This is a genomic window from Roseofilum sp. SBFL (assembly GCF_017746885.1).
GTDB lineage: Bacteria > Cyanobacteriota > Cyanobacteriia > Cyanobacteriales > Desertifilaceae > Roseofilum.
This window is the reverse complement of record NZ_JAGHZH010000164.1, coordinates 1-20,995: the sequence shown is the minus strand read 5'-3', so window position 1 is coordinate 20,995 and position 20,995 is coordinate 1. Positions and strand designations below refer to the sequence as shown.

Below are 20,995 nucleotides of genomic sequence, written 5' to 3'. Positions count from 1 at the left end.
GTAGTGGGTAGGGTAGGGTAGGGAGGAGAATTAAGCCATGTTTTTCAACTTCTATAGCAGAGAAAGAGTCGGTTAGGACTCCGGCTCAATACTGAAACCTAGCTACCATAACCTATTCCCCATTCCCTATTCCCTAGCGCGCAGCGCTATACCTTATCGCAACTTCAGAATCTGGGCAGTTACGGCCAAACTTTCCTCGTATAAAACATCTCGTCCCCAGCGTTGTAGCTGTTGACTCATCATTTCTTCCGCCTTTTGATCGGAAACCGCAGTCACCTGTTCAGTGCGACTATTACTGGCACTTCCTCCCGCTTCCATCCGCATACATCCGATGGTTTCCGAACATAAAATCGTGCAACAATTAGCCTCGGGATTGCTCGAATTCAGTAAAACCCCGACTAAGTCCCCTGGAATTTCGCCCCAGTCAGCAGTCGGAATACCAGCTAATTCAGCCTGAATTGTTTTATTTTCAGGGCCAGAAAATTCAATCCGTTTAATATCATAATCTCCTCCTTCATCGTGATAACCAACCGGTTGCCAACCGAGACGACTGGCTAACCATCCCAAAAACATAAAGGCTTGAGAATCATTGCCTTTTTCATAGTCAATCGTGACCCGATCGATATCGCCTAGGGAATCTCGACGTTCTGGGGGATCGAAGGTGGCGGCAGTTAATTCTTGCCAAGGATACAAGCGATGCCAATTAAGATCGGCAATATAGGTTTCTGACTCAATGAGATCGTGAATTTTCAGAAGTTCGGAATCCGGGTCACTAAAATAGCAGGAATCGACGACAATACAATTGGCTTGTTGAGCTAAATGTTGAAACAACAATTGTTCGCGATTGGGGGTTGCTTTCCACCAAACAAATTTGGGTAAATCGGGGATTAATAGGGAAGAAATCAGGTCTTTGACTCGCTCTAGGGCTTCCTTTGTCCCTCGCAGAGTAATGTATTCACAACAGATGAGGGTGCTGTTGCTACTGCTTTTTTGAATGGGACAATAGGCAGAAACTTGGGCACTTACCCCTCGATCTTCGCCTAAAACAGGACAAAGGGTAATCACTCTACAGGGATTTTGGGAAGCGATCGCCTCACTGACACTCGATCCCCTCAAATCCACATTACTAATATCAGCAACCTGGGAGGGCGAGATCTTCTCATAATTCTCCCGCAAACCGTGCAGCGTCTGGCCATCAATGCGTCCCGTAATCCTCAGACCATAACTCATCTGAGCCTCACGAACCGCCTCCTTCATCATCGGACCATTAATACCATCAATGCAGTCACTATAGAAGCCCAAACCAGCCAACAACTGTTGAAATTCTTCCGGCTCATAGATCGCCATACTAAACGTCGCCGCTCGCGTGGCCACTGGGCTAGCCTTGCCTGTATTTTGGCTCAACCAAATCTTATTCAGTTCCGCCTCAATCTCACCCAGAGAAATATCCTTCGGCTTTTGTAAAGTAACAATTGGAGTAGTAGTCATAATTAGTAATTGGTAATCGGTAATCGGTAATTGGTAATGGACAATAGGATATCTCCCCCCATCCCCCTATCTCCCCATCCCCCTATCTCCCCATCTCCCCATCTCCCCATCCCCCCATCTCCGTGTCTCTACGTCAAAGCCTCCGCCAGCGGCGACCATCTCGATTCAGTAACAACTCTGCCTCAACCGGTTCCCAGGTTCCCGCCTCATAGAGAGGAATCACCTCCGGAGGAGCGGGAGCATCCCAAACATCTAACACTGGGGTTAATACTTGCCAAGAGGCTTCCACCTCATCCCCACGGGTAAACAGAGTTTGGTCGCCTAACATACAATCAATCAACAACCGGCTATAGGCATCCGTATTCGCTTGACCGAAGGCGCGATCGTAGCGAAAATCCATATCAACCGATCGCGTCCGCAAAGAACTTCCCGGCGTTTTCACCTCAAACCGCATCGAAATCCCCTCATTTGGCTGAATTCGCATCGCCAGCACATTCGGGTTCGCCTGTTTCGCCGCCGACTGGAACATCAAATACGGCACTTCCTTAAACTGAATCGCAATCTCCGACACCTTTTTCGGCATCCGTTTCCCCGTCCGCAAATAAAACGGAACCCCCTTCCAGCGCCAATTATCAATATTCAACTTCAGCGCCGCATAGGTCGGCGTAACCGACTCCGGACTCGCACCCTCCTCATCTCGGTATCCCGGAACTTGCTTACCCTTACTCCAACCCGACGTATATTGACCCCGAACCGCACATCGATCCAAATTGCTCAAATCCGCCAAATGGGTCGCCTGCACCACCTTTACCTTCTCATTACGAATACTATCCGCATCCAAAGAATTCGGCGGTTCCATAGCGGTCAGGGAAAACAACTGCATCAAATGGTTCTGCACCATATCCCGGAGCGCCCCAGACGTTTCATAATAACCCGCCCGTCCTTCCAAACCCACCATTTCCGCCACTGTAATTTGCACATGGTCGATAAACTGGCGATTCCACAGGGGTTCAAAAATAGCATTAGCAAACCGAAACACCAACAGATTTTGCACCGTTTCCTTACCCAAATAATGGTCAATGCGGTACACCTGCTTTTCATCACAGACTTGAGTCACCACCCGATTCAGAGTCCGAGCGCTACCCAAATCTCGGCCAAACGGTTTTTCAATCACCAACCGTTGCTTAGTGGGATCGTCTAACATCCCCGCATTGCCCAATTGTTGAGTTGCTTCTCCAAAGAACCGAGGGGCAACAGACAGATAAAAGACCCGGTTACCACGAGTTCCTCGTTTCGTATCTAATTCCGCTAGAAAGCTTTTGAGTTTTTGATAACTTTCCGGATTGTCAATATCTCCAGGGTAGTAAAATAGACCTTCAGCAAACTCTTTCCACAATTGCTCAGACTGAAGTCCTCCCCCAAATTCTTCCACGCCTTCGTGCATATGTTCTCGAAAAAAGTCATGGCTCCATTGACGACGAGCAACCCCCACAATGGTTAATTCTGGGGGCAGTCGTCTCTCCAATTTCATTTGGTAGAGCGCCGGGACTAATTTGCGTTGGGTGAGGTCTCCAGATGCACCAAAAATAATTAAAATCTGGGGTTCAGGAATGCGGTCTTGTTGCAGTCCAACGCGCAGAGGATTTTCTGTGAGTGTAACCATAGAGAATTAACTAGCAATAGTTGAGTGTAAGTCTAGATTTACAAAAAGTTGGTGTAGGATTATTTGCTCTCTGAGGCATTCTTCAGGAAAGATTCGGCCAAAGCCACATTTTCTGGAGAGCCAATAATCAGAGGCGTTCTGGCGTGTAGCTCTTTGGGGATCGCTTCCAAGATATCTTGAGTACCTGTACTTGCCCGGCCTCCTGCTTGTTCGGCGAGAAAACCTAAGGGCGCTGATTCATACAGTAATCGTAGTTTACCCTCTGGTTTTTTCAGCGTGCCAGGATACAAAAAGACTCCTCCCTGGAATAAAATGCGGTGAAAATCACCTACTAAGGCTCCACCATAGCGGGCGGTGTATCCTTCGTGGCGATGAACATAACGCACATACTCGCGGATGGATTCGTCCCATTGCCAAAAATTCCCTTCATTGACGCTGTAGATAGCTCCATGGCTGGGGATTTGGATATTTTCTCGGCTGAGGATGAATTCTCCTAAGCTGGGGTCTAGGTTGAAGCAATGGACTCCGTTTCCCACAGAATAGACCAGCATAGTACTAGGGCCATAGAGGATATAGCCAGCCGCAATTTGTTTGTGTCCATTTTGGAGCAGGTCGGAGGCGCTCAAATCCAAATCCATGCCTTCTTGTTTGCGGATGGAGAAGATAGAGCCGACGTTGAGGTTAGTATCGACATTCGATGAGCCATCGATGGGGTCGTAAATCAGGGTTTGGCGACCGATGGGACAGTTTTCGGGGATGTAGTATGGCTCTTCCATTTCCTCGGAGGCGAGGCGACAGACGAGGCCACTTTGTTTAAAAACACTGATGAATACGTCATTGGCGTAGACATCCATTTTTTTGACCGATTCACCTTGGATGTTGGTCTCGCCAGTAAAGCCTAAAACGTTCTCCATCAGTCCAGCCCTGGACAGGCGACGGGAAATGAGTTTTCCGGCTAGGGCAATGCGATTCATAATCGCACTGAGGTCTTGAGCATCTGGGGAAAAGCTTTGCAGTTGTTGGAGAACATGACGAGATAGGGTGGTACAATCCCGGTCAAGGGTATGTTCTTGGGCAACTTCGACATGGGCATCAGCCATGGATTAGGTTCCTCCTAGAGCAATGGACAGGGTTGACCGCAAGGGTCTTAACGGATTGAGATGGGCTTGTTGATCATGTTAAGGAATGGGGTTACGCAATGGCTCTAAGCTTAAGGTGAACTATAGAAATGGCTGCAGAAATGGCTGCCCCAGAAGCTGGAGAGCCAATCAACTCTCAGGAGAGTTATCAGGGAGAAGTTGGTGTAAACTTTGGGGTAAAGATTGGGAAAATTGAGGATTAAAAAAGGCGATCAATTCTAGACTCAAAAGGCTAATCGTGTCCCGATCGCTAAGAGGACAAGATGAGGGGGCGGGGCGTTGATGGAGTTGAAAACGCTGTAACCGGGATTTGAAGTTATCCTTTATAATTTATAATTAAAAAGGTTCAACACCAGATGAAGGCACCTCCTCAAAGACTCTAATGTTAAATTTGACTTCTGTTGTCATTAATGAATTTTTGGTGAAGCTCCGGGATGGTTATCGCCGAACGTATGGTGGCTATAAACCGGATTATGCGGATATTATCGTTTGGGCTGGGAGTATGGCCCTAGAGAATATTGCCAATAGTGATGCCCTTTATCATAATGTGGAACATACGATTTTTGTTACGTTGGTGGGACAAGAAATTCTTCGTGGAAAACATATTCGTGAGGGTGGAGTTTCGGCAGAAGATTGGCTCCATTTTATGATTTCTTTGCTCTGTCATGATATTGGGTATATTAAGGGTGTTTGTCGTGAGGATAAGCATTCAGATCGCTTATATGATTCGGGGATTGAAAACAGTAGGGTTGAGTTGCTGCCAGGGGCAACGGATGCGGCGCTTACGCCTTATCATGTAGACCGGGGTAAGCGGTTTATTGAGGAGCGGTTTGGGGGTCATAAATTAATTGATGCAGAGGAAATTAAGCGCAATATTGAGTTAACTCGTTTTCCGGTTCCCAAGGATGACGATCATGCGGATACGATGAATTATCCGGGTTTAATTCGAGGGGCGGATTTGATTGGGCAGTTGAGCGATCCGCAGTATTTACAGAAGATTCCGGCTCTGTTTTATGAGTTTGAGGAAAATGGGGCGAATAAACAGTTAGGGTATGAAAATCCTGGGGATTTACGGAATAATTATCCGGCATTTTTCTGGAATGTGGTTTCTCATTATATTCAGCCTTCGTTGAATCATTTGAAGTTGACTCAGGAAGGGAAGCAGGTGATTGCGAATTTGTATGCGAATGTTTTTCGAGTTGAACATGAGGCGCAAACGGATCGCTTTGTTTGAGGGAGGGGTATTGCCAGGGAAGATAGGGGAGATAACCCGAATAAACCTATCGGTTGATGGTTCTGATCATTTACCTCATAGCTGTTCAAAGAGCTGTAGGATAGAGGGGATTTAAGGTGTTAGGAGAATACCGGTTATGGATGTGATTCCAGCGATTGATTTGCTCCAGGGCAATTGTGTGCGCTTGTATCAGGGAGATTATGAGCAAAGTCAGGTGTTTGATGAAGACCCGGTGGCGATCGCCCAACAATGGGTTGCTCAAGGAGCGACGCGCTTGCATGTGGTGGATCTCGATGGCGCAAAGTCAGGACAGTCGGTGAATTTAGAGGTGATTCGGGCGATCGCCCAATCCATCCCCATGCCGGTACAAGTGGGAGGCGGCTTGCGCGACTATGCAGGGGTAGCCAATTTGCTCTCTACCGGTGTCCAACAGGCGATTCTAGGAACGGTGGCAGTGGAAAATCCGGAACTTGTCCAACAGCTCTGTCAGGAGTTTCCAGGGCAAATTATGGTGGGTATTGATGCCCGTGATGGCAAGGTGGCGACGCGGGGATGGTTGGAAACCTCCAAAATTTCTGGGATTGAATTGGCCCAACAATGCGCTCAGATGGGAGTTTATGGCATTATTTATACTGATATTTATCGGGATGGAACCCTGAAGGGACCGAATATTCCAGCCTTGCGAGAAGTTGCAGAAGCGGTGGATGTACCGGTGATTGCCTCTGGTGGAGTCAGTAGTGTTACAGATTTACTCAGTTTGTTGTCCCTAGAGCGTTTGGGGGTAACTGGAGTGATTGTGGGTAAGGCACTCTATACAGGGGATGTGGTGTTGAAAGAAGCGCTACAGGCGATCGGACCAGGTCGTTTACAGGATATTCCCCCTGATTTGGATTCGTCGGCGATGGCGTAAAACCAATGAATAATTAAGGGCACCTCTATTAATTAGTATCGGGATCAATACCCAATCGCGCTAGGCGTTCTCGTAACTGTTGAATCTTCCGGTCTTTCTCATCGACAACCGCTTCGGCGCGATCGGCTCTTTGTTGTTGGCGCTCTTTTTCTTGGCGTTCGAGATCGCGCTCTAACTCAGCCTTCTGAGCGCATTCCTCTGGAGTCAGATAACGCTCTCCTATTTCATCATACCAATAGAGCCATTCTCTAGCAATCCCTTGATACGTTCCTTCCGCTCGACCAATGCCTAAATTTAACTCTGATAACCATACGGGTTCCCCGGATAATAATTGATATTTACCCCCTTCAAGTTGATAAACTTCTAGCTTCGGTTGCTGTTTCCGCAGGGGATTATAGATAAGATAGTAGAGAACTCCCAGTTGAGCATATTGTTCTTTTTTCTGGGTATATTCTCCTCTTCTGGTTTTCGAGACGACTTCTAACACTAACGTCGGCACTTGTTGCTCTTCCCAAAGAACATAAGATAACCGTAAATCTGAATCAATAATTCTGGGGACTCCGACACTCAAAAATCCATCCGGGACAATAGCCGCTTGGCTCGGATCAACATAAATTCCCATATCCACCCCAAAAAACCAATCCATGCGCTCTGACCAAATTAAGGCCAGCATAGCTTTGAGTAAAGTGGGAATTAAATCTTGCAGTTCATTATCCACGGGAGTCTCGTCAGAGTCAGGTAAATCTATTGCCAAGGGTAAGTCATTTCTGGGATAGTATTGGAGTACCATAAATTCACCAGCAAATTCACAAGAAGTTTCTCTTTAGTTTATCGCACTATTTCCTATTCCTCCTCTACCGGACGTAAAGGGATTTCCACAATAAACTTAGTTCCCTCTCCCGGTTCAGAAACACAACTGAGATTGCCGCTATGTTTTTCCACTACAATTTGATAACTGATAGATAACCCTAAACCGGTTCCAGAGCCAACGGGTTTAGTCGTATAGAAGGGATTAAAGATTTTTGGGATCGTCTCCTCAGTCATTCCTGGGCCGTTATCAGCGATAATGACTTCCACAGATTGGCGATCTGTTACGTGAGTCCGGACTGTAATCGAAGGTTGTTGATCTTTGGAAAGTTCAGTACTGCGTTGATCTTGCATTGCATCACACGCATTGGTTAATAAATTCATGAACACTTGATTGAGTTGGGAGGCGTAGCAATTAACTCGGGGTAAATTGCCATACTCTTTAATAATTTTAATTTCTTTCTCATTCCCCGACTCTTTGAAACGATTTTGCAAAATTAACAAGGTACTATCTAATCCGTCATGAAGATTAACTGGTTTTTTATCGGCTTCATCCAGTCGGGAGAAGTTTCGTAGAGAAAGGATGATTTTACGGATACGTTCGGCTCCCACCTGCATGGAATTGAGGAGATTCTTCAAATCTTCACTCATAAAGTCGAGATCGATATCCTCAATCATCTCTTCAATTTCTTCATCTGGTTCAGGGTAATAAGTTTGATAGAGATCGATCAGATCCAGCAAAGCCTCAACATATTCCGTCGCAGGGGCGAGGTTACCATAGATAAAACTAACGGGATTATTAATTTCATGGGCTACTCCAGCCACCATTTGACCTAAACCAGACATTTTTTCCGTTTGGATCAGTTGGGTTTGAGTCCGTTTTAGCTCTTCTAGGGTTTGGGATAAATCTTGATTTTTCTGGTTTAATTCTTGGGTGCGCTCTTGTACTTTTTGCTCAACGGATGCATAGAGAAGGGCATTATCCAGGGCGATCGCCGCTTGAGAGGATAAGACTTGCAGCACTTCAATGCGATCGGCAGTGAAGGCATCAGTCGTTAGGTTATTTTCTAAATACAGGATACTAATCAGTTGTCCTTGATTAACAATGGGGATACACAGGAGTGATTTAACTTGGCGTTTAATGATGTAAGGGTCGTTGGTAAATTGTCCATTTCGACAGGCATGACTTAAAACCACATCGGAGAGAGAGCGCTCCACATAGTTAATGACCGTAATGGGTAATTCTTCACTGGTTTCAACGGCTGTTGATTCCTCGTTAATAATCGCTTCCTCATCTACAAAAGCAGAGGCAGAAATTAGCAATTTACCCTCTTTAGGAAGCAATAAAAATCCTGATTGCGCTCCTGCATTTTCAATCAGGATTTTCATTAAAGTACCCAAGAGTTTATCGAAAACAATTTCACTAGAAATGGCTTGAGATGCTTTGAGAACTGTATTTAAATCCAGGCTATTGGAAATTGAATTAGTAGAGGTGTGAATTGTGGTATTCACATCCAATTTATCGGTTAGTTGGTTAAATTTAGCCTCTAATTGAGGATAGGCTAACTTCAGAGATGCGACTTTGCGCTTTATTCCCCATTTCTCGTAATGATAGTAAGCCTCTCGCAAATGGACTAGAGCATAGGAGAGTTTATGTTTTTGCAGCCAAAAATCAGCCGCCCGTTCATTGGCGATCGCCTGAACAGAAATCAATTCATGCTCTGTGGCTACGGCGATCGCGCGATCGTAGAAATCAATCGCTAATTCCAGTTGATTTTGCACACGAGCTAATTCTGCTTCTACTAGTAAATACTTAGGTAAGAAATTAGCTACACAGTTTTCAGACCAAATCTTTAATTGACTTTGATTCGCTCTTACCTTATCTAATAAGGCTACTCTTTTAGTCTCTTCTGTCATATCATACGCAGACAGACAGACCAAAGAGGTGTAGAAATTATACTCAGGCACAGGTGCAGTACCCAGTATGAACTGGAGTTTATCCGCGATCGTCTCACTTAGGGCTAAAGCTGCCTCTAGATTTCCATACAAATATAACGTTTGCATTTTGAAAACCTGATAAATACACAGAGCAAAATTATTCTGATTTTGCTCACAAAGCTCAACATATTCCTCTTCGGTTAAACTTGATCCATCAAAATTCAATGCCTCATCCGTTTGATCGTCTAAATTCAATAGAATCAACTGTAAACCTAGTAAAACATAAGTTACTAATTGATTCTCCGTTTTCTGAGCAAATGGTAAATATTTAAGAATCTCTTCTAAAATCTGTTCAATCGGTTTGCCCTGGACAAAGAAATTAACTGACTGATTATTCAGCACATAACCTGCATAAAGCAAATCTCCCGAATCCAGAGCCGATTGATACGCCTCATTTCCTAGCAATGTTGAATCTTTCATGGGATTAAACCAATAATTCAAAGTGCTAATTAAACAAACACCCGCCTTATAAGTTGGATGTCCCCATTTTTGATTGAGTTGATAAGCCACCTTTCCCAGATCATAGGCATTTCGGTACTGTCCAAAAATATTCACCAATAAAATGCCATAGGTGGGCAAAAAGAATGCCACTTCTGGAGCATATCCTTCCTCCAAAACCAACGTTGCCCCCTTCAGAATAATCAGCGTCCACAACTGAATATCGAGCATATAGGTCGGTGGAGCTAAATTATTCAATAACTTCACCTTAATTTCGCTGAGTGGATTCTCCATTTTGGATTGATCCAGCAATGATAAAATGGGGCGATTCCCTAACGCTTTACTCGCGTTTTCTAATTCTTGGGGAATCACTTGATCTAAACCTTCAGTTGGTAAATTCACCCCTAATACATCCAGGGCCGTACACCCGATTTCTAGCGCTTTTTGATACTGACCTCTCAAGGTATTTTGAATTAACAGAATATTATAAATTTCTGCTTTCTCAAAATCTGAATCAATCTGAGATAAAACCTCAGCAATCAAAGCTTCTGATTCAGCAAAATTTCCATTCAAATATTCCACATCTGCCCGCTCTCTATACAAAGAAAATGAAAACTCATGATCGAGATCCCAAATATTTTCTGGCAGGCAGCTCATTGCCTCTTTTAAATATTGAAGAGCTGCCACAAAAGCAGTGGCATCTTTAGCTCGTTTTCCTGCCTCCAAATTTAGGTGAGCTAACTCCAGTATTTCATTCTGCTCTGTTATCAAAGCTCGACCAACATTCATATGATCGACCAATTCAAAAATTCGTTCACTACGATATTCGATTGGTGTTCTTTCCAATAGCATTCTGCCAATTTCCAGATGAACCGCCTTTTTATTTGATTCATCGATTAAAGCATAGGCTGCCTGCTGCACTCGGTCATGGGAAAATTTATAATTTAAAATTAACAACGGAGCCGTAACTAAATCCAGGTCGACCAATTCTTTACCGGAATTGGGGCGGATCATTTTTTCTTCAATTGCGGGCAACAGATCTTGAAAGGTTCCATAGGATTCTTTTTCATAAATCAAAGACAAAGTATTTAAATCAAACTGATTCCCTAAACAAGCAGATAACCGTAAAACTTCTTGCGTTGCTTCTGGTAGCTTTCGTAACTTACCAATCATTAAGTCCACTACATTCTCTGTAATACTCATGGACTCAATTTCTTCTAAATCCCAAGACCATCCACCCATAATATCAGGTTGAGGTGGGACAAACCTTAGCAGGTTTTCCTGGTACAAGGTCTTGAGAAATTCATTCACAAAAAATGGATTCCCTGCGGTTTTATTTTGAACCAATTCTGCCAAAGGCTTGACTAATCCTTGCCTTTGATGTAAAGTCTCAGAAATTAATTGGCTAATCTGATTGAGCTTCATATTGTCCAAATGAATATGGTTAATAATCACAGACTGAATCCGCAAGGAATCAACCACCATCATCAGAGGATGACTAGGACTCACTTCATTATCTCGATAGGCTCCAATTAAGAAAAAATACTGAACATCTGCTTCGGTTAGCATAAGTTCAATCAACTTCAGAGTTGCAGAATCAGCCCATTGTAAATCATCCAAGAAGATCACTAATGGATGTTCTGGACGGCAGAAAATACGAATAAAATTCTGAAAAACAAAATTAAACCGATTTTGAGATTCTGTTGGTCCTAGTTCTATAACGGCAGGTTGGGGGCCAACAATGTATTCTACTTCCGGAATCACATCAATAATGATTTGACCATTCGGGCCAAAGGCTTCTAATAGCTTTTTTTTCCATTGTCTTAAGTTCTCTTCACTTTCAGTTAGCAATAAATTGACTAACTCAGAAAACGCTTTTACAATAGCAAAGTAAGGAATACTCCGTTGGAACTGATCGAATTTACCCAAGATAAAATAGCCATTTTTATGGGTAATGGGATTATACATTTCTTGAACTAAAGCAGATTTACCGATTCCAGAATATCCACTAATGAGCATGAATTCTTTATGACCATCAGCGACTCGCTCAAAGGCAGCTAACAGCGTATCGACTTCCTTGTCTCGTCCATAGAGCTTTTCTGGGATTTTAAATGTATCCGAAATATCTTGTTCCCCTAAGGGAAATGGATCGATTTGGTCATTTTCTTTCAGATTAACTAAACATTGTTCTAAATCTGCCAGTAATCCCCAACTGCTTTGATAGCGCTCTTCTGCATTTTTGGCTAATAGCTTCAGCACTAAGTCAGAGACAACTGGGGGAATTTCAGAATTAACGACATGGGGAGCAATGGGTTGCTTGGCAATGTGACAATGGATGAGTTCCATTGTTTCCTTACTTTCAAAGGGAAGCTTGTGGGTGAGCAACTCATAAAAGGTGACTCCCAAGGAATAGAAATCTGTGCGATAGTCTAAGCTCCGATTGAGTCGTCCGGTTTGCTCAGGAGACATATAGGCTAAGGTTCCTTCAATCGTCGGAGCATGACCTGATGATGAAGATTCTCGGTTAAAGGTGACAGATATACTTAAATCGACCAGTTTGACTTCTCCTGTGGCGGGATTAAAGATAATATTGCCCGGATTGATATCTTTATGAATAATACTCGCTTGATGTAAATCGCCTAAGCTTTTGACAATCCGAATGGCTAAGTTGAGAAAGCCTAAAAGTGTAAATTTCTGAGACGCTAATAACTGTTTTAAGGATTCTCCTCCAAAATCCTCTAAGATCATCACTAAAGCGTTTTGATAGCTTTCTAGAGTATAAGCCTTAACCACACTTTCTCGATTGAGCTGATTGAGCAGTTCAAACTCTTGCTGGTATCGATTGCGCTCCTCTACTGTGGGATAATCTGCTTTGAGTACCTTCAAAATGACCGGCAGATTCGTTTTTTGTTGACAACCCCGATAGACTACTGTTTTGTCACTTTCGTAGATCTTAGCAAGAATTTGGTAGCCGCTTAGATTGATCATAATCAAAAACTCTAAATCGCTTTGGGGAAGTACGGATAGGATACCCTGGGTAAAGAAGAAGCGGACGACCCGAAGCGATCGCCTCCACTCTAGATCAAGATTACCTCACCAATTTAGCAAAATATAGTCCTGCACGCTGGGAATAGGAATAAGTCACCCGTTAAGGTTGTAAGTTGAAGAGAATAGGCAATAGGCAAAAGCTGGTTTTGCTTTTTCCTTGAACCATTCATAAATTTAGACATGATGTAGGGACAAACGGCCGTTCGCCCCTACAAGAGGATTCTAGCTCATCCACTGACTATGGAAAAACTCCCCTCTCGGACGGTCAATCCGCTCATAGGTATGAGCGCCAAAGAAATCCCGTTGCGCTTGAGTCAAATTCTGGGGCAAAGTCGCGCGACGATAACTATCAAAGTAGTCCAAAGACGCACTAAATGCCGGAACTGGAATCCCTAACTGACAAGCCAAACCCAACACTTCCCGCCAAGCTTGCTGACGGTCTAAAATAGTTTGCTTGAACTCAGGAGCAAGCAACAAATTGGGTAAACTGGGATTCTCCTTAAATGCCACTTTAATCTTATCTAAGAAGCCCGCACGAATAATACATCCGCCTTTCCAAATACGGGAAATTTCGCTCAGATTCAACTCATAGCCAAACTCTTGAGAAGCCTTACTCAGCAGAGCCATCCCTTGAGCATAGGAACAAATTTTAGAGCAATAGAGAGCATCTCGAATTTTAGGAATAAATGCTTTGAGATCTCCATCGTACTGACCACTTGGCCCGGTTAATTCCTGAGACGCAGCTACCCGTTCTTCTTTATAGGAAGACATAATGCGAGCATTTACGGCTGCGGTAATTGTGGGAATACTTACCCCCAACTCTAAAGAAGTGACGACAGTCCACCGTCCCGTTCCTTTTTGACCGGCTGCATCTACAATCAGATCGATCAGATGCTGGTTGGTTTCCGAGTCAATTTGTTTAAAGATATCCCGGGTAATCTCAATTAAAAAGGAATTGAGTTCCTCAGTTTCATTCCACTCCTTAAACACTTCATGGAGTTCAGGATTGGTTAAACCTACGGCATTTTTTAGCAAATCATAGGCTTCAGCGATTAACTGCATATCGCCATATTCAATGCCATTGTGAACCATTTTCACATAATGACCTGCGCCCCCTTTACCAATAAAAGTGACACAGGGACCATCATCCACTTGAGCCGCAATTTTGGTCACAATGGGTTCCAACTCTTGGTAAGCTGCTGGAGTTCCCCCTGGCATTAAACTGGGGCCATTGAGTGCCCCTTCTTCACCGCCACTGACTCCCATGCCTACAAATCCTAATTTCGAGGCTTCGAGATCTTTGGTGCGGCGTTCGGTATCTTCATAAAGGGAGTTTCCGCCATCGATAATCATATCCCCTTCATCAAGTAAGGGCTTGAGGCTATCAATTACGGCATCAACCGGTTTACCCGCTTTCACCATAATCAAAATTTTGCGGGGGCGATCGAGTTTTTGTACAAATTCTTCCAGAGTTTGGGCAGCTAAGAAATTTTTCCCCTTGGCTCTGGTGGCCATAAACTCTTCAGTTTTGGCATAAGTTCGGTTATAAACCGTTACTGGAAAACCATTGCGTTCCACATTCAGGGCCAGGTTTTCACCCATAACCGCAAGGCCAATTAGACCAAAACTTGGCTGTGTCATAAGATTATGTACTCGCGTAACCAACAATTGCTTGCTATAACAGCAAATTACCTACAAGGTTAGCCCGATCTTTAAAATTGTCCCGTAAAGAAGAGATTAAGTCTGGGCCGTCACGGTAAAATGACCCTGTAGGCTGTAGACAAAGAATTTAGAAACAGAGGGTTCAGCAGACATGGCACGAATTCTGGCACTAGCCGTTGGCTTAGGAAGTTTCGCCTTTTATATGGCATTCTTCTTTTTTCCAGAGGTTTATCGGCGTAAAAGTGATTTTATCTGGAGTGGGTTAGGCTTTCTCTATGCTCTAACCCTATGGTTTTGTGCTGGACGGTTTACGGGTGCGGTGATGCTCGGCCAAATGGCTGCTGTTCCCCTGCTGTTGTATCTAGGTTGGGAAACTTTAACCTTACGTCGCCAATTAACTCCTGCTGGTCAACAAACTCCTGTGGAGGGGGAACAGTTAAAGCAGAATGGCTTAGGTGCTTTAAATCGTTTGTTGAAGAGGTCTCCTGCTCCAGAGGTTGCTGTGCCTACCCCTGAAACACCAGAATCTGAAATTCCTGTTACCCAAGAAGAAACGTCTCCAGAGACTCCTATCCCTGTCGGGGGTGAGGAAACGGTGACTGAATCGGAACTGAGTGTGGAGGAATTTCCCGTTTCGGAGCCTGAACCTGCCGAATTACCGGTTTCGCCAGAACCTGAATCTCAGCCAGAACTAGAGGTGGCGCAAGGGGGAGCTGAATCGAAATATGAAGAGATAGAGGAGATAGAGGCGACTGAGGAAATCGAGGGTCAAGGGGCGATCGCCCCAGATGTTCCAGATGAGAGTACGATAGAATCTGCGCCTGAGCCTGATGAATTTGAGGAATCCTCTGAACCCGTCGTTGCACAAACGCCCGTTACTTCATCGTCTCCGACTCCTCCACAACCGAAATCGAAAACTCTATCGGGGTTGTTCGGTTTCTTTGATAGTCTCAAAAGTCGATTCCAAAAGTCGAAGCCTTCGGAAATGCCTGCTTCAGATGCACAAACTTGGGCTGAAGAAGAGCCAGAGTTATCTACGCCAATACCAGAAGCCTCAGAACCCGTAACTGAGGAACCCGTTGCTGAAGTGCCAGAACCTCCTGAAGCCGAAAGTGTAGAGGAAACCGTCGCTGAAGTGCCAGAAACGCCAGAAGCCGAAAGTGTAGAGGAAACCGTCGCTGAAGTGCCAGAACCTCCTGAAGCCGAAAGTGTAGAGGAACCCGTTGCTGAAGCACCGGAAACGCCCGAACCTCCCAGTCCAGAAGAAGCGCAAGCACCGGAAGAACAGCCCACAGAAGAGACTGACGCATCCGTTTCCTCGGCTGAACCGGAGCCAGTCCCAGACGAGGAAATTCCCTCAGAAGAGCCTTCTGAACCGGAAAATGACGAAATTCCACCTCCTTCAGGTTCGGACTTGCCGGAGACTGTTTCAGACTCTTCTGAGGAGACGAAAGAAGAAGGACTGGAGTACTCTATAGAAGCGGCAACTGAAGCTGAACCAGAAACCGATGAAGAAATCGAACCCGAATCGACAGACTCTCAGGTGAGCAAACCCTCTCGTTCTCGGTCTTCAAGACGTAAAAAACGCAGATAACGGCTGATAAACTTTTAATTCGGGGAAGACTATTGTGGTGCAAACTCGATAAACTTCCCTGTTAAAATCTGACTACAGACTCATAACCCTTTTGTCCCTAACCCTTCCCAATAGCACCGTGACAGCAGCAAAAGACTATAAAACTACCGTCCATTTGCCCCAAACTGGCTTTGATATGCGGGCAAATGCACCGAAAAAAGAACCTGAACTGCAAAAATTTTGGGCAGAACATCAGGTTTATGAAAAGCTTTCCCAGGAGAATCCAGGGGATATGTTTATTCTCCATGATGGGCCGCCCTACGCCAATGGTTCTCTGCATATGGGCCATGCTTTGAATAAAATCCTGAAGGATATTATTAATAAATACAAGTTGCTACAAGGCCATAAAGTCCGGTATGTACCGGGGTGGGACTGTCATGGGCTGCCTATTGAGCTGAAGGTGCTTCAAGCGATGAAAGGGGAGGAGCGCAAGCAGTTGACTCCTATTACGTTACGGCAAAAAGCGGCTGAGTTTGCCCAAAAAACGGTTGATGAACAACGAGAAAGTTTTAAACGCTACGGGGTTTGGGGGAATTGGGAGAATCCTTATTTAACGTTGACTCCCGAATATGAGGCTGCCCAAATTGAGGTGTTTGGGCAAATGGTACTCAAGGGCTATATTTATCGAGGTCTCAAACCGGTACATTGGAGTCCGAGTTCTCGCACGGCTCTGGCTGAGGCAGAGTTGGAGTATCCAGAGGGGCATACGTCCGATAGTATTTATGGGGCGTTCCGGATGGTGCATCTGAATGATGGGGTGTTTTCGGAACTCAATCCGTTTATGCCGGATCTGGGGGTAGCGATTTGGACAACGACACCTTGGACAATTCCCGGAAATTTGGCAGTAGCGGTGAATCCAGGGTTGACCTATGCGGTGGTAGAAACGCCTTGGGGCAAAGCGCCAACGAGCAAGACTCGGAGTAAGGGGTTTGGGAAAGGGAGTGATGCAGAACCGGAACCTACGGGTAAGGGGACGCTGCCGAAGTATATTTTGGTGGCAGAAGGGGCGATCGCCCGCCTCTGTGAAGAACTCGAGATTAAACTGACGCTGAAGGCAACGGTGAAGGGGAAAGATTTGGAGCATTGCACCTATCAACATCCTTTGTTTAATCGCGAGTCACCGGTTGTGATTGGTGGCGATTATGTGACTACGGAGTCTGGGACAGGCTTAGTTCATACGGCTCCGGGCCATGGTCAAGATGACTTTATTGTGGGTCAACGCTATGGTTTGCCTGTGTTGTCGCCAGTGAATGACGCGGGCGATTTGACGCAGTTGGCGGGTAGGTTTGCTGGATTAAATGTGCTAAAGGATGCGAACTCAGCGATTATTGAAGCGCTGACTGAAGCGGGTGCATTAATCAAAGAATCGCCCTATGTGCATAAGTATCCCTATGATTGGCGCACCAAAAAACCAACGATTTTCCGGGCAACTGAGCAATGGTTTGCGTCGGTGGATAAGTTCCGGGAAACGGCTTTAGAGGCGATCGCGTCGGTGAAATGGATTCCGTCTTCTGGCGAAAACCGGATTACATCCATGGTGCAAGAGAGATCGGACTGGTGTATTTCCAGACAGCGGAGTTGGGGATTGCCTATTCCCGTGTTCTACCATCAGGAAACCAGAGAAGCTCTGTTAACGGAAGAAACGATCGCTCATGTGAAGGAGATTATCCGCGAGCAGGGTTCCGATGCCTGGTGGAATCTTTCCGTAGAAGAGTTATTACCGCCCAAATACCGGAAAGAGGCGAAGAATTACCGCAAAGGTATGGATACCATGGATGTGTGGTTTGACTCTGGCTGTTCCTGGGCAGGTGTGGCAGCGGCACGCCAAGAGTTGAAGTATCCCGTGGATTTGTATTTGGAAGGCTCCGATCAACACCGGGGCTGGTTCCAGTCCAGTTTGCTCACCAGTGTGGCAACTCAGGGAATGGCTCCCTATAAAAATGTTCTCACCCATGGGTTTGCTTTGGATGAACAGGGACGGAAAATGAGTAAGTCCCTGGGAAATGTGGTCGATCCGTTGGATATTATTAACGGGGGTAAGAATAAGAAGGAGGCTCCTCCCTATGGAGCGGATGTGCTGCGTCTGTGGGTGTCTTCGGTGGACTATTCTTCCGATGTCCCCATTGGGAAGACAATTCTGAAACAGTTGGCGGATGTCTATCGCAAGATTCGCAATACATCCCGGTTCCTGTTGGGGAATTTGTATGATTTCGATCCAGAACGCGATCGCGTCCCCTATGAGGAAATGCCAGAATTAGACCAGTATATGTTGCATCGCATGGGGGAAGTGTTCGCCCAAGTCACTGAAGCGTTTGAAAGTTATCAGTTTTTCCGCTTCTTCCAAACGGTGCAGAATTTCTGCGTGGTGGACTTGTCCAACTTCTATCTAGATATTGCTAAGGATCGGCTCTATATCAGTGCCGAAAAGGGAAAACGTCGCCGCAGTTGTCAGACGGTATTGGCGATCGCTATAGAAAACTTAGCACGGGCGATCGCTCCGGTTCTCTCACACATGGCAGAAGACATCTGGCAAAATCTGCCCTACAAAATGTCCCATGAGTCCGTATTCCAGTCCGGATGGTTGGTGACTGAACCCTATTGGCACAATCCTCCATTAGCCGAAAAATGGACAAAACTGCGTCAAATTCGTACAGAAGTCAATAAGGTGTTAGAAGGGGCACGCAATGCCAAGGCGATCGGCTCGGCTCTAGAAGCTAAAGTCTTGCTCTATGTGTCGGATGACAAGATCAAGGAAGACTTAGAAGCCTTTAATCCTCAATTATCCGTCGCCCTCAAACCCCAGGTGAAACCGGTGGCAGAAATACCAGAGAGCGCGGTAGGGGCAGGTTCACCAAGATCTAGCTTGGAAGACCAAACATTTCATAAACCTGCCCTTACAGAACCTGTCGGATCGGATGCTTCCTCTGCCACCCCTCCAGCAGAGGGATCGTTGGGCGAATTCCTGCAACTTGCTATCCAATGGTGGAATCAATGGCGGCAATGGGTAAAAGATTATCCCCGCGCCTTCCTAATCCTGTTCACCTTACTCGGTAGCGCAGCAACCTTAAATGTGGGCTGGACAACGGCTTACACCATGCTTAAATTGCCTATTGTCTCCTTACTGCTCGAATTGGTCGGTATTATCTATACCATCTGGTTTGTACGTCAACGGTTGTTCTATGCACAAGAGCGCTCTGCCCTCTTGAGTCAGGTGAATACCGCAGTACAAGAGTTTATGGGCACAGAAAAAACCTCCGAACTGGTGGAGGATGTCTCGCCAGTTGCCAAACCCGAAAAAGTTACCGCTGTAAAAGCTCCCTCTGAGACTCCAGAAGCAGTCACCATTGGCAATGGAGTCGATGAATTGCGCTATCTGTTCATCACGTCCCAGGTGGAACTGGTGGACGATATCAAGGCTATAGAAGGGCTAGAGCATCAAGCAATTGTGGATAATTTGGGTATTGGTGTCGTGAAAGCAGAGGGCGAAAAATGCGATCGCTGCTGGAATTATTCCACCCACGTCGGCGAAAGTGCCGAGCATCCTACTTTATGCGAACGGTGTGTTTCTGCCCTAGATGGGGAATTTTAAGGTACACCTAAATCTAGGAGATGGGGGGAGGGTCGTCAGCCTTTTTTCTTTATTGTACTCTTCCCAGAGTGACAAAAGAGGGATATCAGTGAAATCAGTGAGTTCTACCAAGCTGTAACGGTAATCTCAGTTTTGGTTAAGGACATTTAGCGTGCTGATAAAATTTGATTAGCCGTGAACCTTAATTCAGTAAAAACCCTGGACTCAATCTCCTCTTCTCGTTGAAATACAGCTTCATCATAAAAGCCAGAAACCAAGGTTAAGATCGTCACCTTTTCTCCAATGGGATCGACGACCCAATATTCCTGAATTCCTAATACTGCATATTCTGAGCGTTTATGGCGATAGTCAGTTGTTTGAGTTGAAGGACTGACGACTTCTACGACCAAAATAGGGGGAGATTCATCTAATTCAATCACCGCTTCTCGGTTCGCTAAATCTTCCCACTGTTCTAGGGGTAAGACTGTTACATCTGGAATACGCGAAGTATCCCATCTTCCACCACGGGGAGAACGCACTCCAATTCTCATATCTTTAGATGTCCAAGGAAGTCCCTGTCGGGAAACTTCTGCCTTAAAGCAATCATTAATAAATTCAGCGATCGCCCCATGCTTCCCAGTCCCTAAACTCATCGCAATTAATTCCCCCTCAACCAATTCATAGCGCCTATTTGTCCCATCGTCATACTGGAGATATTCGGCAAACGTTAATTTTTCAGTCGCAATAACCAACTTCTGACTCCTTATTCCTTACGTCTGACTTTATTTTATAATCAGGCTCTGGTTACTGACCTTGACTTCCTGGGACGGTTGCCATTGAATATACCGCAAGCGATAATGCTCTGCATCGCTGGCGCGATCGCCCTGGGGTAGGGAAAGTTCTTGCACCTCAATGTCCGGTGATAGATTCCCTAAGATCCTAGAATCAAAGAGGACTAAGGTATTTACCCTCGGATCGAGGAGAGCAAAATCGTCAGTAAGTATCATCCCCAAAGTCGCAGAGAAATAGTCGCGAAAATAATAGGACACTAATCGTGCATAATGACCACTAGAAAGAACAGTGGTGCTTGAGGGGGGAAAGTTTTGGTAAATGGTATCGCGTCGCACTTCTACAAATTGGTCATAGTCCTGGATTTTTGCCCAGGTGCGCCATTGGCTTGGGCCCCAGATAAAGAGTAGGCTATTGCAGAGGATAAAACTGACGATCCAAATTTTGAGACTTTGAGGAGAGCGAGAACAGTTTTGTTGTATAGCAAAGAAAGGGAGCGTTAGGACAGTATCTTAAAAGCTTCTATGATGGCATCATAAAGGGATTCACACTGGTTCTTGAGTTTTCCCACCTCCTTCTTCAGCCGCTCCCAAAAGTGTTCAATTTTATTCAAATCTG

Annotated in this window: 12 protein-coding genes; 4 read left to right on the top strand and 8 right to left on the bottom strand. The window is 45.3% G+C overall.

Translation table 11 applies throughout. From position 1 onward, the window contains the following. Positions 1-153: 153 nt before the first annotated feature. From opcA to fbp, 3 genes are all read right to left on the bottom strand, one after another. The gene (gene opcA, locus J7545_RS17530; RefSeq protein ID WP_318699262.1) at positions 154-1,488 is read right to left on the bottom strand and encodes a glucose-6-phosphate dehydrogenase assembly protein OpcA; all 1,335 of its coding nucleotides are present in this window, start codon (positions 1,486-1,488) and stop codon (positions 154-156) included. A gap of 133 nt (positions 1,489-1,621) precedes the next feature. After that, the gene (gene zwf, locus J7545_RS17525) at positions 1,622-3,151 is read right to left on the bottom strand and encodes a glucose-6-phosphate dehydrogenase (RefSeq protein ID WP_318699263.1); all 1,530 of its coding nucleotides are present in this window, start codon (positions 3,149-3,151) and stop codon (positions 1,622-1,624) included. 59 nt (positions 3,152-3,210) lie between these two features. Next, the gene (gene fbp, locus J7545_RS17520) at positions 3,211-4,251 is read right to left on the bottom strand and encodes a class 1 fructose-bisphosphatase (RefSeq protein ID WP_318699264.1); all 1,041 of its coding nucleotides are present in this window, start codon (positions 4,249-4,251) and stop codon (positions 3,211-3,213) included. Positions 4,252-4,672: 421 nt separating this feature from the next. On the opposite strand from fbp, the gene J7545_RS17515 reads away from it, so the two are divergent. Both J7545_RS17515 and hisA read left to right on the top strand, forming a co-directional pair. Beyond that, a complete protein-coding gene (locus J7545_RS17515; RefSeq protein ID WP_318699265.1) occupies positions 4,673-5,524 on the top strand; it encodes an Npun_R2479 family HD domain-containing metalloprotein in 852 nt (283 codons plus the stop codon). Between the two features lie 136 nt (positions 5,525-5,660). After that, a complete protein-coding gene (gene hisA, locus J7545_RS17510) occupies positions 5,661-6,434 on the top strand; it encodes a 1-(5-phosphoribosyl)-5-[(5-phosphoribosylamino)methylideneamino]imidazole-4-carboxamide isomerase (RefSeq protein ID WP_318699266.1) in 774 nt (257 codons plus the stop codon). Positions 6,435-6,462: 28 nt separating this feature from the next. Here the strand turns inward: hisA and J7545_RS17505 are convergent, their stop codons facing one another. From J7545_RS17505 to gnd, 3 genes are all read right to left on the bottom strand, one after another. Then, positions 6,463-7,224 (bottom strand): Uma2 family endonuclease, encoded by a 762-nt coding sequence (locus J7545_RS17505; protein WP_318699267.1) that lies wholly within the window; start codon positions 7,222-7,224, stop codon positions 6,463-6,465. 53 nt (positions 7,225-7,277) lie between these two features. Next, complete coding sequence (locus J7545_RS17500; protein ID WP_318699268.1) at positions 7,278-12,665, bottom strand: AAA family ATPase; 5,388 nt, start codon at positions 12,663-12,665, stop codon at positions 7,278-7,280. Between the two features lie 282 nt (positions 12,666-12,947). Next, positions 12,948-14,366, bottom strand: coding sequence for a decarboxylating NADP(+)-dependent phosphogluconate dehydrogenase (gnd, locus tag J7545_RS17495; RefSeq protein ID WP_318699269.1), 1,419 nt, complete (start codon positions 14,364-14,366; stop codon positions 12,948-12,950). Positions 14,367-14,538: 172 nt separating this feature from the next. On the opposite strand from gnd, the gene J7545_RS17490 reads away from it, so the two are divergent. Together J7545_RS17490 and ileS are read left to right on the top strand one after the other, a co-directional pair. Continuing rightward, a complete protein-coding gene (locus tag J7545_RS17490; RefSeq protein WP_318719929.1) occupies positions 14,539-15,981 on the top strand; it encodes a Ycf66 family protein in 1,443 nt (480 codons plus the stop codon). 118 nt (positions 15,982-16,099) lie between these two features. Then, a complete protein-coding gene (gene ileS, locus J7545_RS17485) occupies positions 16,100-19,609 on the top strand; it encodes an isoleucine--tRNA ligase (protein WP_413039295.1) in 3,510 nt (1,169 codons plus the stop codon). 146 nt (positions 19,610-19,755) lie between these two features. On the opposite strand, the gene J7545_RS17480 is transcribed toward ileS, so the two are convergent. Next, positions 19,756-20,340: a Uma2 family endonuclease gene (locus J7545_RS17480; protein ID WP_318699275.1), complete on the bottom strand. Its 585-nt coding sequence runs from the start codon at positions 20,338-20,340 to the stop codon at positions 19,756-19,758. A gap of 30 nt (positions 20,341-20,370) precedes the next feature. Beyond that, a complete protein-coding gene (locus J7545_RS17475; RefSeq protein ID WP_318719926.1) occupies positions 20,371-20,637 on the bottom strand; it encodes a hypothetical protein in 267 nt (88 codons plus the stop codon). Positions 20,638-20,995 lie beyond the last annotated feature (358 nt).